The organism is Novipirellula caenicola (assembly GCF_039545035.1).
GTDB classification, from domain to species: Bacteria; Planctomycetota; Planctomycetia; order Pirellulales; family Pirellulaceae; genus Novipirellula; species Novipirellula caenicola.
Window position 1 is genome coordinate 502,913 of the sequence record NZ_BAABRO010000001.1, and the last position, 19,898, is coordinate 522,810.

Annotated in this window: 14 protein-coding genes; 4 read left to right on the forward strand and 10 right to left on the reverse strand. The window is 53.4% G+C overall.

Annotated features, from left to right (window positions below; genetic code table 11):
* Positions 1 to 152: 152 nt before the first annotated feature.
* Together ABEA92_RS01790 and ABEA92_RS01795 are read left to right on the forward strand one after the other, a co-directional pair.
* On the forward strand, positions 153 to 575 hold the full coding sequence (locus ABEA92_RS01790; protein ID WP_345682078.1) for a BlaI/MecI/CopY family transcriptional regulator: 423 nt from the start codon (positions 153 to 155) through the stop codon (positions 573 to 575).
* Entirely contained in the window at positions 572 to 2,473 is a 1,902-nt protein-coding gene (locus ABEA92_RS01795; RefSeq protein WP_345682079.1) for a M56 family metallopeptidase, read from the forward strand. The genes ABEA92_RS01790 and ABEA92_RS01795 overlap by 4 nt, the downstream gene beginning before the upstream one ends.
* Before the next feature lie 291 nt (positions 2,474 to 2,764).
* Here ABEA92_RS01795 and ABEA92_RS01800 read toward each other — a convergent pair whose 3' ends face one another.
* Positions 2,765 to 3,829, reverse strand: a complete 1,065-nt coding sequence (locus ABEA92_RS01800) for an alkaline phosphatase D family protein (protein ID WP_345682080.1) — start codon at positions 3,827 to 3,829, stop codon at positions 2,765 to 2,767.
* Between the two features lie 84 nt (positions 3,830 to 3,913).
* A complete protein-coding gene (locus ABEA92_RS01805; RefSeq protein ID WP_345682081.1) occupies positions 3,914 to 5,422 on the reverse strand; it encodes a sialate O-acetylesterase in 1,509 nt (502 codons plus the stop codon).
* Positions 5,423 to 5,837: 415 nt separating this feature from the next.
* On the opposite strand from ABEA92_RS01805, the gene ABEA92_RS01810 reads away from it, so the two are divergent.
* On the forward strand, positions 5,838 to 7,184 hold the full coding sequence (locus tag ABEA92_RS01810) for an acetylxylan esterase (RefSeq protein ID WP_345682082.1): 1,347 nt from the start codon (positions 5,838 to 5,840) through the stop codon (positions 7,182 to 7,184).
* A gap of 206 nt (positions 7,185 to 7,390) precedes the next feature.
* Here the strand turns inward: ABEA92_RS01810 and ABEA92_RS01815 are convergent, their stop codons facing one another.
* The 5 genes from ABEA92_RS01815 to ABEA92_RS01835 form a co-directional block, all read right to left on the reverse strand.
* Positions 7,391 to 8,431, reverse strand: a complete 1,041-nt coding sequence (locus tag ABEA92_RS01815) for an AI-2E family transporter (RefSeq protein ID WP_345682083.1) — start codon at positions 8,429 to 8,431, stop codon at positions 7,391 to 7,393.
* A 453-nt stretch (positions 8,432 to 8,884) separates the two neighbouring features.
* Positions 8,885 to 9,280, reverse strand: a complete 396-nt coding sequence (locus tag ABEA92_RS01820; protein ID WP_345682084.1) for a hypothetical protein — start codon at positions 9,278 to 9,280, stop codon at positions 8,885 to 8,887.
* Entirely contained in the window at positions 9,277 to 10,449 is a 1,173-nt protein-coding gene (locus tag ABEA92_RS01825) for a pyridoxal phosphate-dependent aminotransferase (protein ID WP_345682085.1), read from the reverse strand. The genes ABEA92_RS01820 and ABEA92_RS01825 overlap by 4 nt, the downstream gene beginning before the upstream one ends.
* Before the next feature lie 93 nt (positions 10,450 to 10,542).
* Entirely contained in the window at positions 10,543 to 11,931 is a 1,389-nt protein-coding gene (locus ABEA92_RS01830; protein WP_345682086.1) for a Gfo/Idh/MocA family oxidoreductase, read from the reverse strand.
* Between the two features lie 1,350 nt (positions 11,932 to 13,281).
* Positions 13,282 to 13,671: a GxxExxY protein gene (locus ABEA92_RS01835; protein ID WP_345682087.1), complete on the reverse strand. Its 390-nt coding sequence runs from the start codon at positions 13,669 to 13,671 to the stop codon at positions 13,282 to 13,284.
* Positions 13,672 to 15,245: 1,574 nt separating this feature from the next.
* Between ABEA92_RS01835 and ABEA92_RS01840 the strand changes: the two genes are divergently transcribed.
* Positions 15,246 to 15,419: a hypothetical protein gene (locus ABEA92_RS01840; RefSeq protein ID WP_345682088.1), complete on the forward strand. Its 174-nt coding sequence runs from the start codon at positions 15,246 to 15,248 to the stop codon at positions 15,417 to 15,419.
* A gap of 1,548 nt (positions 15,420 to 16,967) precedes the next feature.
* Here the strand turns inward: ABEA92_RS01840 and ABEA92_RS01845 are convergent.
* From ABEA92_RS01845 to ABEA92_RS01855, 3 genes are all read right to left on the reverse strand, one after another.
* Positions 16,968 to 18,032 carry a dihydrodipicolinate synthase family protein gene (locus ABEA92_RS01845; protein WP_345682089.1) on the reverse strand — a complete coding sequence of 355 codons (1,065 nt, stop codon included), beginning with the start codon at positions 18,030 to 18,032 and terminating at the stop codon, positions 16,968 to 16,970.
* A 63-nt stretch (positions 18,033 to 18,095) separates the two neighbouring features.
* Complete coding sequence (locus tag ABEA92_RS01850) at positions 18,096 to 19,136, reverse strand: NAD-dependent epimerase/dehydratase family protein (protein WP_345682090.1); 1,041 nt, start codon at positions 19,134 to 19,136, stop codon at positions 18,096 to 18,098.
* A gap of 428 nt (positions 19,137 to 19,564) precedes the next feature.
* On the reverse strand, positions 19,565 to 19,768 hold the full coding sequence (locus ABEA92_RS01855; protein WP_345682091.1) for a hypothetical protein: 204 nt from the start codon (positions 19,766 to 19,768) through the stop codon (positions 19,565 to 19,567).
* Positions 19,769 to 19,898 lie beyond the last annotated feature (130 nt).

Below are 19,898 nucleotides of genomic sequence, written 5' to 3' on the forward strand. Positions count from 1 at the left end.
CGAACGATGGATCGCGGTGGACTTTTCCTGCCCAACGGCGCAGTATTCGAAGAACCGCCATTTTTACGCGGTTTTCGCTTGACTTCATTTGTAGTCAGCGATAACTTGACGACAGATGTAGTCCAACACCTTTGTTAGTCGAGCTATTGTCAATGAGCGAACGATCGCCCAAGGGACGGACGCCCACCCTAGGGCGTGTCGAGCTTGAAATCCTGCAATTTATCGATGCGAACCACCCTGTCACGGTGCGTGAGGTGGCGACGTATTGGTTTGAAAAAACGGGCCAAGCGAGGACGACAGTGCTGACGGTGATGGACCGTTTGAAGCAGAAGGGGTTCCTGAGTCGCAAAAAGATAAAGAACGTCTATCACTACAGCCCCAAACGATCCGGGTCCGCGGTCTTGCAACATTTGGTGTCCGACTTTGTCCAGGGAGTGCTGGGCGGGTCAGTCGCCCCGTTTGTGGCGTATTTGAATGACGCCAAGTCGATCGCTCCTGACGAACTCGCTCAACTGAAGCAGATCGTGAACGAGTTGGAAGCCAGTGCACAGACCAACCCAGAGGAGCAATCATGAACGCTTGGTTGATGGTTTGGTCCGATGCGATGCAGCGAACGCTGCTGCCGATTACCATCGCCATCGCCGTGTTGTGGTGGATCGAATCCGCCACGCGATGGCTGTCCCCCCAACAACGCTGCTGGTTGTGGCGTTTCAGTTTTGCCAAATGTTTGTTGGTCTTGTGTATCCCCTTCGCATTGCCGATGCCCTCCTTCGTGAGCGACCGATTGCATATCGATGCATTGTCGCCCACCGCGAAAGCCTCGCCAATTAATCGCGAGACACAGTCCGACCACTTATTGATGCGGTTGTCCGTTGACGAACCACTTCATCGCTCGGTCTCGGGCACCGAAACGCCGCCACTTCCTGCACCGCCGACCGCCGCTGCGTCGCTGGGCTTGATGAGCAACATTCCGACGATGCTGTTTTCGTGCTGGGGCATCGGCATCGCACTACAAATCATCGTGTTCGTCCATCGCCACAATCAATTGCAAACATCCCTGCGTCGTGGCAAGGTGAATGACGTTTCACCGGCGCTGCGAATGATGTACCGTGAAATCACGGATCAAATGGGGATTCGCCATCCTCCGACACTGCAGCGAAACGATCGATTTGCGAGTCCAGCATTGGTATGGAACGGGCGTGCGATGCTGGTGTTGCCCGCCGATTTTCAATCACGGCACGGTGATGAAGGATGCCGCGCCGCGATGGCTCACGAGCTCGCCCACCACCGACGAGGCGACCTGTACTGGAACACACTTGTCACGCTGGTCTGTAGCGTCTTGTTTTTCTTTCCTCCCCTCTGGCTGGCTCGGCGACGCTACCGCATCGCGATGGAATCGACCTGTGATTGGGACGCGATGACCTACGCTGGTGTGAAGCCAGCAACTTACGCTCGACTATTGATCGAACTACTAGAACCACCCGCCCGCCCCACTCCTGCCCGCACTCGCCCAGCGCTGACCATCGTGTCGATGGCTGGCAGTGAACCATTCCACACTCTCTCCGAAAGGTTGAACACAATGAAACGTTTTGATGGTGCTACTCGTCGTAATCGTGGGATTCATACCGCAGTCATGCTGCTGATGCTGTGCGTCTTGATCCCTTGGACGCATGCTGATGACAAATACAACAAAGACACCAAGGCCACGCAATCTTCGTCCGCAACCGTTACAAGTTCCTCGTCGTCACAAAGCTTCGGCAACGGCAATACTCGAAGCATCAGCAGCGTGACGGGATCGGCAAACGGAAACGCATCGGGGTCGGGCGCCGCCAACGGGAAGGCCTCTTCGCTGAAAATGCGAAACGGCAACGACACAAAGGCGAACCAATCCACAAGCTCGGCCGAGGCAACGGTCGAAGGCCAGACCAAGCCTGCCAATCGGTACGGCAGTGCCAATCCCAAAACCACGACGTCCAATCAAGCCTCGTCCACGTCAAGCATCCAACGCGACGGCGTCAAGATCTCGCGATCCATCTACTCCGAAAACGGCTTCACCCAGACGAAAATGGATGTGACCGACAAAACCGAAGAGTTCAGGGTTCGCGAGAGCAGCGACGAGGGGATCGAAGTGCGTGTGCGTGATCGCAAGCAGAATCCCGACGGCAGTCTCAATGAAAAAGTTTACACCGCGAAGACGTGGGACGAACTACAACAGCAAGCTCCGGCGCTTGTCCGAAAGATTAAACGGTACGAGAAAATGGCGGGCAACCTAACCGTGTCTACGGACGTTCGCGATGGCATTGCAACAGCATCTTCCATCGCCGACGCCTTCGCGAACGACATCAATGTTGTCCAGCTTGATGCCAAGGAAATGATGAAGGCTCAATTGCGTGAAATGCTCGACAAGCACGCCGACAATCCGCAAATGCAAAAAATGATCCGCAAAACGCTTGATAGTCTCGATAAGGACTAGCGCCGGCAATTCTTGACGTAGCGAAAGTCGCGAAGACTTTCGTCGATCCAAGGGGCGGCCGAAACTCTACGCGAGTTTCGCTACGAGAACGGCATGATGGAACCGAAACTCTTGCCGGCTTGTCGAGTTAAAGAAGTTTCCTGCGGCAAGGGGGTATGACGGACTTCCTAGTCCGTCAATGGTGCATGCGACGGACTAGGAAGTCCATCGTACGACTAAATCAACAAGCCGTTAGCGAGTTTCGCTACGGGCGACGCTCACTTGATGGTGCGGGTGGCGGCTGGACATCACCTAGTTGGCCTGCAACTCACTGAGCCGGATTGATTTCTTGATCTGCGGTGCACCCGCCATATCGAGAATATCAATCGTCACCAGCGGATCGACCTCGTTCCAATCAATCGAGATCACGCCAAAGTTTTCTTCGTGATACGTTTTGGGAATGTCCCGAAATTGGTTGCGTGTCGGCGTTCCTCGCGGATGCTTCTGGTTCAAACTGCTCGAAGTGGCGTCGATCAACGGGTATGCCACATCGTCGCTGGCGACGGACACCTCGGCCCAATGTCGATCTCCGCTGACGATCACCACACCACCTGCATCGGTGCTTTTCACCAGATCAAATAGTCGCTGCTGCTCGTGTGGTAAATTGGCCCATGTCTCTTGTCCTGCGGCTTCGGCCACGACTTGGATGCCCGATGCGATCACACGTAACTCGGCTGGCAGTCGCAACTGCCGCTCGAGCCACCGCCATTGAGTTTCCCCCAGCATTGTTTTCTCAGGATCTTCGTCGGGCAAATACGGGCCACCGACCTGCCGAGGCCCCGTCTTTAGCGGCGAGCGAAAATAGCGGGTGTCCAACATGATGACTTGGACGCGTTTTCCTGGCGGTCCAAAAATTTGTGCGTCATACACTCCTGGCTGCTGACGCCGCGGCGAATCCTCGGGTACCTCCCAGAAATCCAGAAACACTTGCTGGGCCGCGTCGCGTTCGGGGTAAGAGGCCCCGCCATCGTTCAGCCCATAATCGTGATCATCCCAAGTCGCCATCACCGAACCGCACGATCGCAACGATTGAAACTCTTTGTTTTCAGCCAGCACATTGTACTTTGCCCGCATCACGTTGATGTCGGAGGTGTCAGCATAAATATTGTCACCGAGAAACAGCAGCAATTGGGGCTCCGATTTCAGCATCGCCGAAAAGATCGGCGTCGGCCGATCCTGTCTGATACAAGATCCGAAAAGGACACGTGAAATCACGCTTTCCGAACTTGTGTCGTCGAGCGGTTCCGCCGTCGATGCAACAACTGGATTCAGCATGAACAAGGTGGCGAACAGGGGAATTCGCAGTCGTCGCAACATTGAAGGCCTATCGGGGAAAGGGGCGGCAAGTGAGGAGTGAGGAGTGAGGAGTGAGGAGTGTCGAGGCACACTGCGGATGATGGACTACGGGAGGGTTCGGAAAGGAGTTGCGGGTAAACCGGCTCCGTTGAAAAGGTTCGTCTCGGGGTCGTTGGTCCAGGCATAGCGAACCGCGGTTGGTTGATCAATGTCGGGACTGGAAACGACGACGCTTTCACCGTCAATCACGGCCTTGGCAGGCACCCATTGTTCGCCGTCGGCGGTGATTTCAAAGCCAACGATCGGTCCGCCGCTCGATTCGAGTCCTTCGGCATGCTTGAAATGCACGACGACCTTTTCGCCTTGAATCTCATGCCCGTCCGGCAGCGGTCCCGAGACGGCCGCAACCTCTTGTTCGTAAACCGTACCGAGTGCCCACAGTGATAGCCGACGTCCGACTTCCTGCTTGTTCTTGGGATGAATGTCTTTGCTGTCGCCGATGTCAATGTTGATCCCCATCCCCGTGTTGGGGACCGACAACGTTTTCAGCATTGCTTCGCGAACGGTGGGCCAATCACGACCATTTCCCGAATAATTTGGCAACTGGGCCCAGGCAAATGGGAGATCATCTCCCCAGCGTTTCCGCCAATCTTGAACCAACAACGGCAATTGATATTGATAGAACGGTGCTTTTGACGGGGTCGAATTCGCTTCGCCTTGGTACCAAATTGCGCCGCGGATGGCGTAGGGAATCAGCGGTGCGATCTTACCATTGAACAATCCGCCCACGTTCCCCTTGCGAGCTTGGACCGACGCGGGATCACGAGGCTTTTTGGGAAGCGGCTTGCCTTCGGCCTTGGCTTTTTTGGCTTCAGCTTGATAACGTGCAAGCGCTCGCTCGTAGTTTGCTTGTTGCGTCTCGCTATCGACAGTCTTTCGACTTTCCGTCGCCGCAAAGAACGGCTTCAGGTCCGGGTGGGCACGTTGCACGTCGGCGTCGATCCACGCTTCGATTGGCGTTCCCCCCACCGATGAATTGATCAACCCCACAGGCAAATCGAGATCCGAGTGGATTTCGCGGCCAAAGAAAAACAGCGTTGCAGAGAATCCACCCACCGTCTCGGGCGAGCACACTTGCCACTCTCCCTTGCCGACCTTGGTGGGCGTCGGCGAACTTCCCGAGACTTCCTTGAACATTCGGATCGATGGGAGCTCCGCTTTCTTTTGTTCATCCGCAAAGTCATTCGCACGGTTGACCGTCATCGCCATATTGGACTGACCTGATCCCAGCCAAACTTCGCCTACCAAGACATCGTCGATCGTAATCTGGTTGTTCCCAACGACCTTCATCTTGGTGGGCTTGCCGGGCTTTAGCGAATCAAGTTTTAAAGACCAACTACCGTCTTCGCCCGCCTTGACCGTTTTCGTCTGGCCTGCGATTTCCACCCGTACTTCTTCGCCAGGTTCCGCCCAGCCCCAAACAGGCAACTCACGATCTTGCTGCAAAACCATATGGTCCGAGAAAATGGCAGGTAGCGTGACGTCCGCGTAGCCGAGTGAAATCGGAAGCAGCGAAAATGCGAGTACCAGCCCAAAAGGTTTTCGTCGAATCATGGCAGTTTTATTCCAATGGGGAAGTAGATTGAGGGGAGTCTATAGAATACAGGACGCCGTGACGATTTTCGGACATTACGCGTCGATCGGCAAACCAATTTTATCGAGCGAAGTTTGATTCCGAATCGCTGCGAGCAGCAGGCCGCAGCGAACTCCACTATACTTTAACGCCATCCGCAATGCTGTGGGGTGACATGCCATGACGACACGCCCTAGGGCACCGAAATCGGCTAGCCTCGCTCCAACCTTGCTTCTGCTTTGTCAGACTTAAATTTCAGGCAATCCGAACTCGTCAAGAGATTCGGATCGATTGGTCAATACAACGAAAGTCTTGACGGCTTACGCTACAACACCCCCTGATTTCCATCCCTGGTAAAACACCTCCTTCGATTCCTACCACGAAAGAAAATCCCTCATGCCTGCTTTCTCGTACGGCGTCTGCCGCAGACTTTTCGTTGTCACTTGTGCCAATTTGATCTTGCTTGGCGGAATCGCAGTGGCGGCTGAGGGGCTCTCGTTGAGCGTGGCAACCGATCACGACTACGCACTGTACGAGGTTGGCGAAGAAGCAGCTTTTCTTGTCACGTTGGAAAAGGACGGAGAAGCGGTCCAGCAGGGAACGCTCAGTTACGTCGTTGACGATTTTCTAAAAGTCGGAGATGCCGGCGGCTATCCCCAAGGCAAACTGCCCCTCGGCGATTCCCCCGCTCGCGTTGTCGTGAAAGGTACGAAACCGGGGTTTCTGCGTTGCACGGTCACCTACAAACCGAGCGAAGGGAAAACGATCAAGGCCGCAGTCGGCGTGGGATTCTCGGTGCTTGAGATCCAACCCAGCTTGCCAGTGCCTGATGATTTTGACGCGTACTGGGACGAGCAGAAAAGGTTGCTGGCGGAGATCCCCGCTGATGCAACCGAAACGCCGGTGGACTACAAAGACGAATCGATTGAGTGCTTTGACGTTCAAGTCCCATGTCTGGGCGGTGCTCCGGTATCGGGATACTTTGCAAAACCGAAGCAGTCTAAACCCAACAGCTTGCCAGCGATTTTATGGGTGCACGGCGCGGGGGTCCGCAGTTCCAGTTTAGGAAACGCGGTCAAGGGCGCCAAAGCGGGCATGCTATCGATGGACATCAACGCTCATGGGATTCCCAATGGCAAACCCGACTCGTTCTATGCGAGCCTTAGTGGTGGTGAGTTGAAAAGTTACCGCTACGAAGGACGTGACGATCGCGACACCAGCTATTTCCGTGGCATGTTCTTACGACTCGTACGAGCAATTGACTTTCTGACATCCCAGCCCCAGTGGAATGGCCGCGATGTGATCGTGATCGGGCACAGCCAAGGCGGTGGACAATCGCTTGCCGCCGGAGGCTTGGATTCACGCGTGACCATGATCGCACCGGGGGTTCCCGCAATCTGTGATCACACCGGCGTCGTGGCCGACCGCGTGAATGGATGGCCCAAACTGGTGCCCAACACCGAAAATGGCCAACCCGACGCCAAGGTGTTGGAAGCATCGCGGTACGTGGACGCGGTCAACTTTGCCTCGCGATGCCGAGCCGAAGCGATCATGAGCGTGGGCTTCGTCGATTCGGTTTGTCCTCCGTCCAGCTGCTATGCTGCTTACAACGCGTTGCAGGGCGAGAAACGCATGATCAACGAACCCCACATGGGACACGCAGCACCAACGCATATTCAACAAGCGTTTTTCGATCAAGTTCTCGCGCACGTCAATCAATCAGTAACGGCGTCGTCAAACTAGCACACGTGCACGCGGTCACACCGCAATCCCGTAGTGGACGAGGCAACGAGTCCCGTCCGTCACTTGCACCGAATGGGGCCACGAGTCCCAATAGTTATTCTGCAGGACTCGTTGCCTCGTCCACTACCTATGCTGCACGGACTCGTTGCCTCGTCCACTACCAGTGCTGCACGGACTCGTTGCCTCGTCCACTACGGTTAGATGGTCTAATCCGTTGTTAATTCGCCGGGATGGGAATCCCCCAGGCGATCGTGGATGTAGAGCATCTGAATCAGCACCATCAGCACGACGACCAAGGGGGCGGCCATCATGATCCCAATCACTCCGGCGATGACCCCCATCCATAATTGAGCAGCGATGGTCAAAATCGGAGGCAATGTGACCTCGTGTCGCTGGATCATCGGCGTGATCAAATAGCTCTCGATACCCTGCAGGGCAAGATTAAAAATAATCACATAGATTGCGGTTTCGGTCCCGACATTCAAGGCCAACAGGACTTGGGGGACCGCGGCCAACAGCGGGCCGATATTCGGGATAAACGTCAACAGTGCGGCGACAACGCCCAACGTGATCGGCAATGGAACATCCAGAAACCACAGCCCGATCGCGGTCAAGATTCCGACGAGCGTCATGGACATCACACGACCGACGATCCAACGCCCAAGCGCGGAACGCAGTTGTTCCAACACATCCGACACGCGGCCCCGTCGCTCTTTCGGAAACAACTTGGTCAGTCCGCGGCAGTAGAGCCGAGGTTCATAGGCAGCATACGCTCCTACAAAAAAGATCACGATCGCGCCGGTCATTGCCCAACCAACCGATCGCAGTCCGCCCATCAGACTCGCAACAGCCGACTCGCCCTGCTGGCTCATCAACGTTTGCACTTGTTCCGAATCAGGCAAATATTGCTTCGAAAACTTGTATTGCCGCAGTCGCTCGGTGGCATCTTGCAGAGACGTCTGTAATTGACTCCAGAGCTCATCGACATGCTGAACCATTTGTGCCCCCAGGTAATAAATGCCACCGCCGATCATTAGCAGCAGCACCGTCACCACCAGCGCAAACGCGAGACGATAAGAAAGGGGAGAATGTCGAGTCGCGAAGTCTGCCAAGCCATTTATAAAGACGCCAAACAGCAATCCGGCGAAAACCAATAACAGGACACTCAGCGAGGGCACCAACAACCCCGACGCTGCAAAAATTAACGCTGCGATCAGCAGCGGCCAAAGCAGAGATCGAAAGTTCATTTAGCTGAGATCCATAAACCGTGTAATCGCGTAGAGATACGACAATAAACACAGTTCAATGCAAATCGCGAGCCAAAACCCAACTCCGAGAGCTTGGCGGCAGCGTGCGGCCGCCTCGCCGAAATTTTCGAGGCAACGCGGACGTTCGACATCAGCGAAGCAACGATCAGGGCTAAGCAGTTAAGCAGGAGTCCTTCAATCGATTGGCCGTTTTACCGAACGCTGTGAAGCATTTGGAGATGGCAAATTACGGCATCTGTGTTCCGTAGCTACGCTCGCCAGAGCGTGGAGGATGATTGCCGGCCAATACGAATCACCACCTTCTGGCGAAGGTAGCCACGAGAAAATGTTTCACAGCGTTGCGTGTTACCGCTAGCCACGGCTCCGGCGCTGAACCGAGGCCAGCGTACAAATAGCTAACGGGGTTTCACCCAATGATTCCTGCCTACATGCTTAGATAACACCATCGCAGACATCGAACGAGGCCACGTGGCTGTAGCCGCTGGCGACGAAGGTTGCGGCTAACTTGTTCATGCGTACGTCGACTTGGGGAGCGGCAGGGTCGAAAATAGCGGCGGCAATGGTTCCAGAATGGCTGGCCGACATGCCTAACGCACCTACGGCCAGACAGCGATCCAAATTGGTCCCTGAATCAACTCGCCCCAATGAGTGAACTGGCTGCACGTCGCAGCGGCAGGTATTGACCGGCGCCGATGTTGGAACGAGCGAACCGCGTCGGAGGATGATGTTGTCGACATCGAGGTTGACATCGCCGTTGTCCGGGGGAAAAAGAAGAATAGGATTGGAGAAGCGATTGCGGGTGAACCGAGTTGGTGCGAGCACATTCACGCGCCGTCGCAGCCTCGGATCAATGCCGTTGGTTCCCGGGCAATCAAGAATCGAGCGAGCGATTCTACCAATCGGTCCACATCGCCACTTCCGCGAACCGCCGCTCGAATGTAGCTGCTATCGATCCCAGCTTTGTTGCCACACTCGCGGATGAACAATCCGTGATGGGCTAACAATTCATCGCGACAACTTGCTCCATCCACACCAGAGAGCAAGTGCATCATCAGAAAATTGCCTTGCGAAGGAAGCACTTCGACACACGGCAGATTCCGCAGTTGAGTCATCATGTAGCGGCGGTCCATCTTGATCTTGTGCAAACTGTCCCGGTACGCGTCCATGTTGTCACGTAAAGAGAAGATGATTGCTTCGGCAAGCGAATTGATGTTCCATTTCGGCAACGCTTTGCGAAGCCGCGCTGCCAAGGTTCGATTCGATACCGCGTAACCAAAACGAACTCCGTGCAAACCGAAATTCTTGCCGAGACTCTTCAGCACGACCACGTTATCGCGACCGACGATGGCATCCGCAATCGAAGCGTTTTCTTCGAGATCCACAAAATCGATAAAGGACTCGTCGACGACAATCAAATCCAGATCGCTCATGCGGTCGATCCAGCTCAACAAATCCGCTCGCCGAACATAGCCGCCATCGGGATTGTTGGGGTTGCAAATCACTGCCGCACGGGAACCCTGCTGGCGAATGAATTCCTCAAATGATTCGAGGCAGAGGCCGAAACGGTCATCGGCCAACAACTGAAACGCATCGACCCGTTTGCCATTTTCGGCGGATTGGTCGGTCCATCGCCCAAACGTAGGAACCGGGGTGGCAAGGCTATCGCGAACAAAGAGTTGGTCGAGCCAAGTGATCAACTCAGTCGAGCCGTTGGCCAGCACCACAGAGGCGGGGTCCAGTCCGAGCGTTTCACACAAACGAGACGCAATCGTCTCGTTGTCGCTCGGATAGTGCTTCAACATACGAGGCAACGAGGACGCGTATTCGGCAAACATCGCGTCGGTCGGAAAGTACGGATTGCAGGGCACGCAAAAGTCGACCACGTCTTTGGCGGATCCCTGCATACTTCGCATCAAGCTGAAGTAGGACGGATTGTGTGCGACACGATCAAACAAGCTAAGGTCCACTGGATAGACCACGACCATTCCCCCATGCATGCGTTAATAAAATCTGCCCACTGCGATCAGCGGCTACCTAGCAGGGGAGATTTCAAAAGCGGGATGTCACACCAAGGAAAGCCGCCCGGCGGGTTAGCCGAGTCCTGGGATGTTCCAGCCATCCCGATAGGTTCGCGAGACGAGTGATGTGGCTTCCGGGCTATTGGTAAATGTTTGGCTGTCGCAGTCCCAGTGAAGCCAATCCGTACTGACGCGATCGGCCATCGCGCCGACCAAGACGGCCTCCGTCAGCGGGCCTCCATGGCTAAAGTCGCCGCACGCCTTGCGGCCTTCGATGACGGCATCGACCCAATCATGATAGTGATCTTGCTTGGCTAAATGAGTTGGATTCTTGTCAGCGGAGATCTTCGTTTCCGGCAAAACCACTGGCATTCCTCGTCGATAGTTCTTGAAAATCGTACCGGTTTCGCCGATCCAGCATGCGCCCGATTCCGGCAGCGTGTCGATTCCCGGCGGCAAGGGAATCCGGCTCGCATCAGGTTGTTTGTCGCCATCATGCCACGTCACCTTGACGGTATCGCCCGCAGTGATATCGCTGCCTGGAAAGACCAGCTCCACTTGCCGCTGTTTTCCCCAAAGCGGTCCGGTGGTGATCGGAGTCAACTGACGCACGCGAAGGGGTGCGGTCAATTTCAACGCGTCAAAACTGATGTCGAAATGGTGGCAACCCATGTCACCCATCTCGCCAACCCCAAACCCATACCAGGCACGCCAGGTCTGCGGGTGGTAGGTGTCCGCGAAGTAAGGCCGAGGCGTTTGCACGCCCAGCCAAAGATCCCAATTCAAGCTGGCGGGAACCGCGTCACCACGGCCGCGGATGTCGGTATTCTTAGGCCACCAGCTGAGTTTCTTGTTCTCCCACAAGATCACCTCCTTGATCTTTCCGACGATCCCACTGCGAATCAGTTCAACCGTGTGCCGACTTTCGATACTCGAGCGACCTTGATTCCCTAACTGCGTGACAACGCCTGCCGCCGCGGCCTCACGCGTGATCACGCGGCACTCATGCAGCGTACTCGCCATCGGTTTTTGCAAGTACACATGCTTTTTTGCACGGATGGCGGTGACGGCGGGCGCGGCGTGCATGTGATCGGGAGTGCCAATGGTAACCGCATCAAATTTGCCTGAATGGTCAGCCAATAATTCTCGCCAATCGAGATGTCGAGAGGCGTCGGGATGTTTGAGTGAGGCCGCGTCCAGGTAGTTCGAGTCGACATCACACAACGCCGTAATTTGCACGTTCGAATGTGACGCGACGCTATCCATCGTCCGCGCGCCCATGCCGCCGACACCGATGCATGCGACTTGCAACTTCGAATTGAGCGACGCGCTGCGAACGATCGCGGGACAACCGATGACTCCCGCCGCCGCTGCGGTGCCGCTCCTTAGAAGCTGTCGCCGAGTAACCGTAGGACGTTGGATGCTGGGGGCGTTTGATTTCGATTCCGTGAGGTTTGTCATGCTGTATTCCGAGAAAACGATGCTACGCAAAAATTTGAACGCCAGATTATACTCCAACTGCGCGACCGTTGAGTGTTTGCGTTCCTTACCAAAAGCAATTTATGCAAGTCAATAAATGTCACACAACATTCTTTCCATTGCGAATGCTTAGGTTGCCAAATGCATCGCAGCAGACCAAGGAATCACTCAGCGACGCCGCGTTGCAATGCGTTCACGGGAGTGTCGAAGTTGGTTCGTGCTAGGGATCGTGAAACTTGAGTCAATCCAAGCGATAGACGTTTGGATTCCGACTCCACTTCCATGGCTGCTGAGGCTTTACGCGCAGCAGGAATCAGCGGAGCGGCTAAATGAAAGCGAGCCCTGATTCCTTTGTTTTGCCTCAAAGACTTTGAACCCGGTGTCACGTCGAAAAATCGCTGTCCGCCGAGTGGACTCGGTTGAATACGTACTAGCTCGCATCGGCCTCATCGACTCGTTTCGCTCGCGTCATCGGTTACTCGGCGCGTGGTTGCTAGAAAGCGCAGCAAACACCAGCGATGTCAAAACAAAAGTACTTGCCGCATTTTCTTTATTTAAAGCAGGATCTGCGTCTATCTGTGTTCATCTGCGGTTTCGTCTTTTAGCGAAAACTTGGAATCGGACGCTTGAACACCTCGTTTTTTTAACCGCAGATGGACGCAGATGAACGCAGATTTTTGTAGTGACATCCAAGACGCCGTTATCGGTGTTGATTCGTGTCGATGGTAGAGAAGACACGGCATCAGAAACGTTGTCTAACGATTGCGGAACTTTGTCTCGACTGATGAACCTCTAGGTGCAAGTGACTCGGCAAAAAAAAACGCCAATCCAGTTCAATTCGCTTTCGAGTGAGCATCTCCGTCACGATCTATCCAAACGCTTCCGATGTCAAAACAACGGCACATGCCGACTTTTTTGTCCATAGTGATTATCTGCGTCTATCTGTGTTCATCTGCGGTTTCGACTTTTAGCAAGAATTTGGAATCGGGGCCTCGCACACTTCGTTTTTTAACCGCAGATAGACACAGATGGACGCAGATTGTTGCAGTGACATCGATGCGGCCGCTATCGGTGTTGGATTCGTGTCGATGGTAGAAAAGAAAGTGCATCAAGAACGCTATTTTACGATAGGGAAAATTTTGTCGCGACCGACGATCCTCCATGTGCGCGTGATTCGGAAAAAGACAAGACGACTCTAGTTTCACTCTCTTTCGATTGAGCATCTCCGTCAGGATCTATCCAAACGCTTCCGATGTCAAACAACGGCACTTGCCGCTTTTTTGTCCATAGTGATTATCTGCGTTCATCTGTGTTCATCCGCGGTTACCAAATTCAATCGACCTCTGAACGGACGACACGTTTGAATTCGAGCTTTGCGTGCTTGAAGTTAATCAACAGGCCGACTCGCAAGTTCGTAACTTTCAAGTAGTTGAGCATTTTGCCGATCTCATGGTGCGTAATCTCTTCAATCGTTTTCGTGTCGACGACAACAGCGCCAAAGCAAATCAAGTCGGGAATGTAAGTTCCGACGGTCACGGATTTAAAAATGATGGGGTAGTCAGGTTGCTGAACGACCTGAATGTTGCGGAGTCCAAATTCTACCACCAGTGCGTTCTCGTATATCTTCTCATAGAAGCCATGCCCGATTTCGTTGAGAACTTCTATTGCACTTCCGATGATTTGATGCGTTTCGTCTCTAAATAAAAACTTTGAATCGGACAATTGAGCACCTCATTTCTTGAACCGCAGATGGACGCAGATGAACACAGATTGCAACAGCGACATCCATGCTGCCGTTATCGCTGTTGATTCGTGTCGATTGTAGAGAAGACAGGAGATCAGCAACGCATTTTTACGATGGCGGAAATTTGGCGAGACCGATTTGACGCATTACGATAATCGACTCGTTGCACCGTCGCTCCCGGGACAAACCTCCATGTGCAAGTAACTCGGCAAAAGACAAGACGAATCGAGTTTCATTCGTTTTTAATCGCGCATCTCCGTCAGAATCTTTCCAAACGCTTCCGATGCCAACAACGGCACTTGCCGCTTTTCCTTTGTCCAAACTGATTATCTGCGTTCATCTGTGTTCATCTGCGGTTTCATCTTTCAACAGAAAACGGAGAATCGGAAACGGAACACCTCGTTTTTTGAACCGCAGATGGACGCAGATGAACGCAGATTGGTGGAGTGACATCCATGCCGCCGTTATCGATGTTGGATTCGTGTCAATGGTAGAGAAGCCACGGCATCAGGAACGTTGTCTAACGATCGCGGAATTTTGTCTCGACTGATGAACCTCTAGGTGCAAGCGACTCGGCGAAAGAAAACGCCAATCCAGTTCAATTCGCTTTCGAGTGTGCATCTCCGTCAGATTTTTCCCAAACGCTCCCGATGTAAAAACAATACCACTTGCGGCATTTCCTTTGTCCAAACTGATTATCTGCGTTCATCTGTGTTCATCTGCGGTTTCATCTTTCAACAGAAAACGGAGAATTGGAAACGAAACACCTCGTTTTGTTGAACCGCAGATGGACGCAAATGAACGCAGATTGGTGGAGTGACATCCATGCCGCCGTTATCGGTCCTGATTTGTGTCGACGGTAGAGAAGAATGGGGATCAGGAACGTTGTTTTACGATGGCGGAGATTTGTTGTGACTGACAAACCTCCATGTGCAAGTGACTCGGCAAAAGACGAGACGAATTGAGTTTCATTCGTTTTCAATCGAGCATCTCCGTCAGGATCTTTCCAAACGCTTCCGATGCCAACAACGGCACTTGCCGCTTTTCCTTTGTCCAAACTGATTATCTGCGTTCATCTGTGTTCATCTGCGGTTTCATCTTTCAACAGAAAACGGAGAATCGGCAACTGAACACCTCGTTTTTTTTAACCGCAGATGAACACAGATTTTTGCAGTCACATCCACGCCGCCGTTATCGATGTTGGATTCGTGCCGATGGTAGAAAAGAAAGAGGATCCCGAATGTTGTTTTACGATGGCGGAAATTTGTTGCGACTGACGAATCCTCTAGGTGCAAGTGACTCGGCAAAAGAAAACGCCTATCCAGTTCAATTCGCTTTCGAGTGTGCATCTCCGTCAGGATCTTTCCAAACGCTTCCGATGTCAAACAACGGCACTTGCCGCTTTTCCTTTGTCCAAACTGATTATCTGCGTTCATCTGTGTTCATCTGCGGTTTGAACTTTCAACAGAAAACGGAGAATCGGAAACGAAACACCTCGTTTTGTTGAACCGCAGATGGACGCAAATGAACGCAGATTGGTGGAGTGACATCCATGCCGCCGTTATCGGTCCTGATTTGTGTCGACGGTAGAGAAGAATGGGGATTAGGAACGTTGTTTTACGATGGCGGAAATTTGTCGCGACCGACAAACCTCGATGTGCACGTGACTCGGCAAAAGACAAGACGAATCGAGTTTCATTCGTATTCGATCGAGCATCTCCTCTAGGATCTAATTAAACGCTTCCCTCGCCAAAACAACAGCACTTGCCGACTTTTTTTGTCCAAACTGATTATCTGCGTTCATCTGTGTTCATCTGCGGTTTCATCTTTCAACAGAAAACGGAGAATCGGCAACCGAACACCTCGTTTTTTTGAACCGCAGATGGACGCAGATGAACGCAGATTGTTGCAGTGATATCCGAGCCGCCGTTATCGATGTTGGATTCGTGTCGATGGTAGAAAAGAAAGAGGATCCGGAATGTTGCTTTACGATGGCGGAAATTTGTTGCGACTGACGAATCCTCTAGGCGCAAGTGACTCGGCAAAAGAACACGCCAATCCGGTTCAATTCGCTTTCGAGTGTGGATCTCCGTCAGATTTTTCCCAAACGCTCCCGATGTAAAAACAATACCACTTGCGGCATTTCTTTTGTCCAAACTGATTATCTGCGTTCATCTGTGTTCATCTGCGGTTTCATCTTTCAACAGAAAACGGAGAATCGGCAACGGAACACCTCGTTTTTTTGAACCGCAGATGGACGCAGATGAACGCAGATTTTTGCAGTCACATCCACGCCGCCGTTATCGATGTTGGATTCGTGTCGATGGTAGAAAAGAAAGAGGATCCGGAATGTTGCTTTACGATGGCGGAAATTTGTTGCGACTGACGAATCCTCTAGGCGCAAGTGACTCGGCAAAAGAAAACGCCAATCCGGTTCAATTCGCTTTCGAGTGTGGATCTCCGTCAGGATCTTTCCAAACGCTCCCGATGTAAAAACAATACCACTTGCGGCATTTCCTTTGTCCAAAGTGATTATCTGCGTTCATCTGTGTTCATCTGCGGTTTCATCTTTCAACAGAAAACGGAGAATCGGCAACCGAACACCTCGTTTTTTTGAACCGCAGATGGACGCAGATGAACGCAGATTGTTGTAGTGACATCCATGACGCCGTTATCGATGTTGGATTTGTGTCGATGGTAGAGAGGAATGGGGATCAGGAATGTTGTTTTACGATGGCGGAAATTTGTCGCGACCGACGAACCTCGATGTGCACGTGACTCGGCAAAAGACAAGACGAATCGAGTTTCATTCGTATTCGATCGAGCATCTCCTCTAGGATCTAATTAAACGCTTCCCTCGCCAAAACAACAGCACTTGCCGACTTTTTTTGTCCAAACTGATGATCTGCGTTCATCTGTGTTCATCTGCGGTTTCATCTTTCAACAGAAAACGGAGAATCGGAAACGGAACACCTCGTTTTGTTGAACCGCAGATGGACGCAGATGAACGCAGATTTTTGCAGTCACATCCACGCCGCCGTTATCGATGTTGGATTCGTGCCTATGGTAGAAAAGAAAGAGGATCAGGAACGTTGTTGTACGATGAGTGAAGTCAGCAGAGAAAGCCTGCGAAGGGGGGCGTGGAAGCCATATTTTGGCGGCCCCATTCTGAACCGTCAACCGTTATCAAAGACTGACTCCGGAGACGATTTCGGAAGCCCGCGGTCGAGGGATTTTTAGCAAAATCCACTACGGGGGTTCTGGTTGGCCGGGGCTAGCGGAGCCACATATCAATGTGCTCGGCGACGAATGCATCGTCGTTTAGGTGGGGATACGCTCGATAGACTCGGTCGATCTCGGCGACTTGTCCGGGACTGAGGGTTTCGTTGGGATTAAGACACCAAGTCCCTTCGAGCAGCCCTTGTCGCCGCAGCACCTCGTGAATCCCGGCGATGCAGCCTCGGAATCCATTGGCGGCGTCAAAAAATGCTGCATTGCAATCGGTAACTTGAGCTGCCGTGGTCATCATTTCGTTGGGAATGGATCCCGAGCGGCGGATCTGTTTGCAACGCTCTAACAGCATGACCGCCGTCTGGGTCCAACATGCCCAATGACCAAGCAACCCGCCAGAGAATCCGATCCGCTTGTCTCCTTGCTGCGTCGGCAACACATATTCGGTCAACAAGTCGCAAACGATGTTGTCATCGTTACCGGTGTACAACGCGATATCGTCGCGTCCGGAATCGATGACCGCGCGGACCACCTCCAGCGTTTGATAACGGTTGAAGGGAGCAATCTTGATTGCAACCACGTTTTCGATTTCAGCGAAGCGTCGCCAGAACGTGTATGGCAAATCGACACCACCGACGGCAGGCTGCAAATAGAACCCCATCAACGGGATGACCTCGGCCACTCGCTGGCAATGCGAAATCAATTCGTCGAGACTGCGACCGGCATGCCCCGCCAAACTGAGCAACCCCACATGGTATCGCAAATCATGCAGCAACTGAGCCTCCGCGATCGCTTGCTCGGTTTGCCCGACGATGCCTCCGATCCGCACGATGTCACGACCGTGACGCTGCTGAGAGTTTTGCAATTCTTCGGCGGTCAATTCGAGCACCGGTCGCAGCAATCCGTGTTGCGAATCGCGAATTTCAAACTGAGTCGTATGCACTGCGACGGCAACGCCGCCCGCTCCCGCGCCGGCGTAGTAGCGGAGCAGTGCTCGTTGACGACGGGGATCAAAACGCCGCTCCGACGTCAACGCCAGCGGACAAGCGGGAATCGCGATGCCATCAAGAAGCAATTGGTGGATCGCAGACGTCAGTGATGCAGCCATCGTTTCGATCGGTGTTGTAGAAGGGGTGGGGCGAGGCGGTCGGATGGGCGTTTGCTTCGCAAATCAGTATCGGCCGTCAAGTACTTGAAAACCTGTCGGTTTGTTATGCGTGGGTTCACCTCTGAATAACCAATCCGCAGTCCACTGGATCAACGTCTGCACTGGCACCTGGGGATATCCAAAAATCTCGTGACAGCGCTGCCCATTGGTGAGCAGACAAACGGAGGACTCGGTCCCCACAAAACGCACTTCTTTGCCAAACAGTCGCCCGAATGACTCGGCGATCCCGCGGACACTCAGCAGTTCGGGGCCGACGACGTTCACCACAAACGGTGGGCTGCTGACATTTGCCAACGATGACAACGCCATCGCGTTGGCGTCACCCTGCCAGATCACATTGCAATGCCCCATGGTCACATCGATCGGCTGTTCAGCCAGCACCATCTTGGCGATATCGACCAGCACGCCATAACGGGGCTCTACCGCATAATTCAGCCGCAAGATCGACGTGGGCGTGCTGTTTGTCCTGCTGTAATACTCGATGATCCGTTCGCGTCCGACACAGCTCATACTGTACTCGTCGGTTGGATTCAGAGGATCGGTTTCGACCGCGCCACCGCGAACCAAATCAGACAGACCGTAAACGCAACCGGTCGAGTAGGCGACGACACGGCTTTCGCGATAACGCTGCATCACGGTTCCTGGCAAATAGCTATTCATCGCCCAGGTGAGTGACGGATTGTCGGTCACTCCGAACTTGTGCCCCGCCAAGTACAGGATGTTTTCTGCGTCCGGTAAACTATTCAACTGATCCGCATCGAGCAAATCTGCCTGGACCGTTTCGACGCCAAATTCTTCCAGTCGTTTGCGGCTCGCTGAATCCGAGAAGCGAGAGACCGCAATGACGCGTCGTGCCGTCTCGGCTTGATCCGAAGCCCGCTTGGCCATGCGGGCCAGCGAGGGTCCGATTTTTCCCCCGGCACCGAGCACGATCAGATCGCCTGACAAATGCAACATCGTCGCAATCACCGGCTCCGTGGGACGGCTGATCAGTTCTTCGAGTTGGTCGATGTCGGTCGGGGGAACATGGTGCTTCGAGCTCATCGCCGATTCCGTTTCGCGTTTGCAAAGATTCTTGAATGAGCAATAGGATAGCCTATTGGCCAGTGCCGATGCGTCATTCGGCAAACTGGTTGTTCGACGGATGCCTACTTCGCACCGCAGAGACACCTTCGCATCATTGAATTCGCCGTGGCAGATAGAAAAGATAGGTGCCTGGCACCAACTTTGGCGGGTACCTGGCTTCCTGATTTTGCTTCCTGATTTTAGAGAGAACAGGAAGCGTTGCCCTACAGAAGGATTTCGCTTGCGGTCGCGAGCATGGCTACGCATCGGCTGCATAAACGTCTCGGGCAAAAACATGCTGCCGTGAAGTTCGCTGGCTTTCACTTGCCGAGCGCCGATTCAAAGGCGAGTCCGCCGAGCGGTGGCATATTCTTGCCGCCACCGCTTGGCGTGCCTCGCGTTAAAAACTATCGATAGCGGTCTTCGTAGTTCTGCTGTTGCTCATTGACCTGCTTTTCGTAGTCCTCGAGCTCTTGTTCGGTCATCGGACCATCTTCGGCGACGACCACGGAATTGCCCGACGAGTCGCAGCCCGCCAGCGATACGACCGAGAACATCAAAAGCAAAGCGAGAGGAATTTGACGTAACAGGTTATTCAAATGTTTCATCATGGTTACCCATTTATAAGAAGTAGAAAAACATAGAAGGATTTCCCAAAAATCGAAGGGCCGCGTTGACTTGTGTTGTGGAGACAAGCCAACCCGCCGATCGCGCCCAAAAGAGATGCGTTTGGTGCGCGAT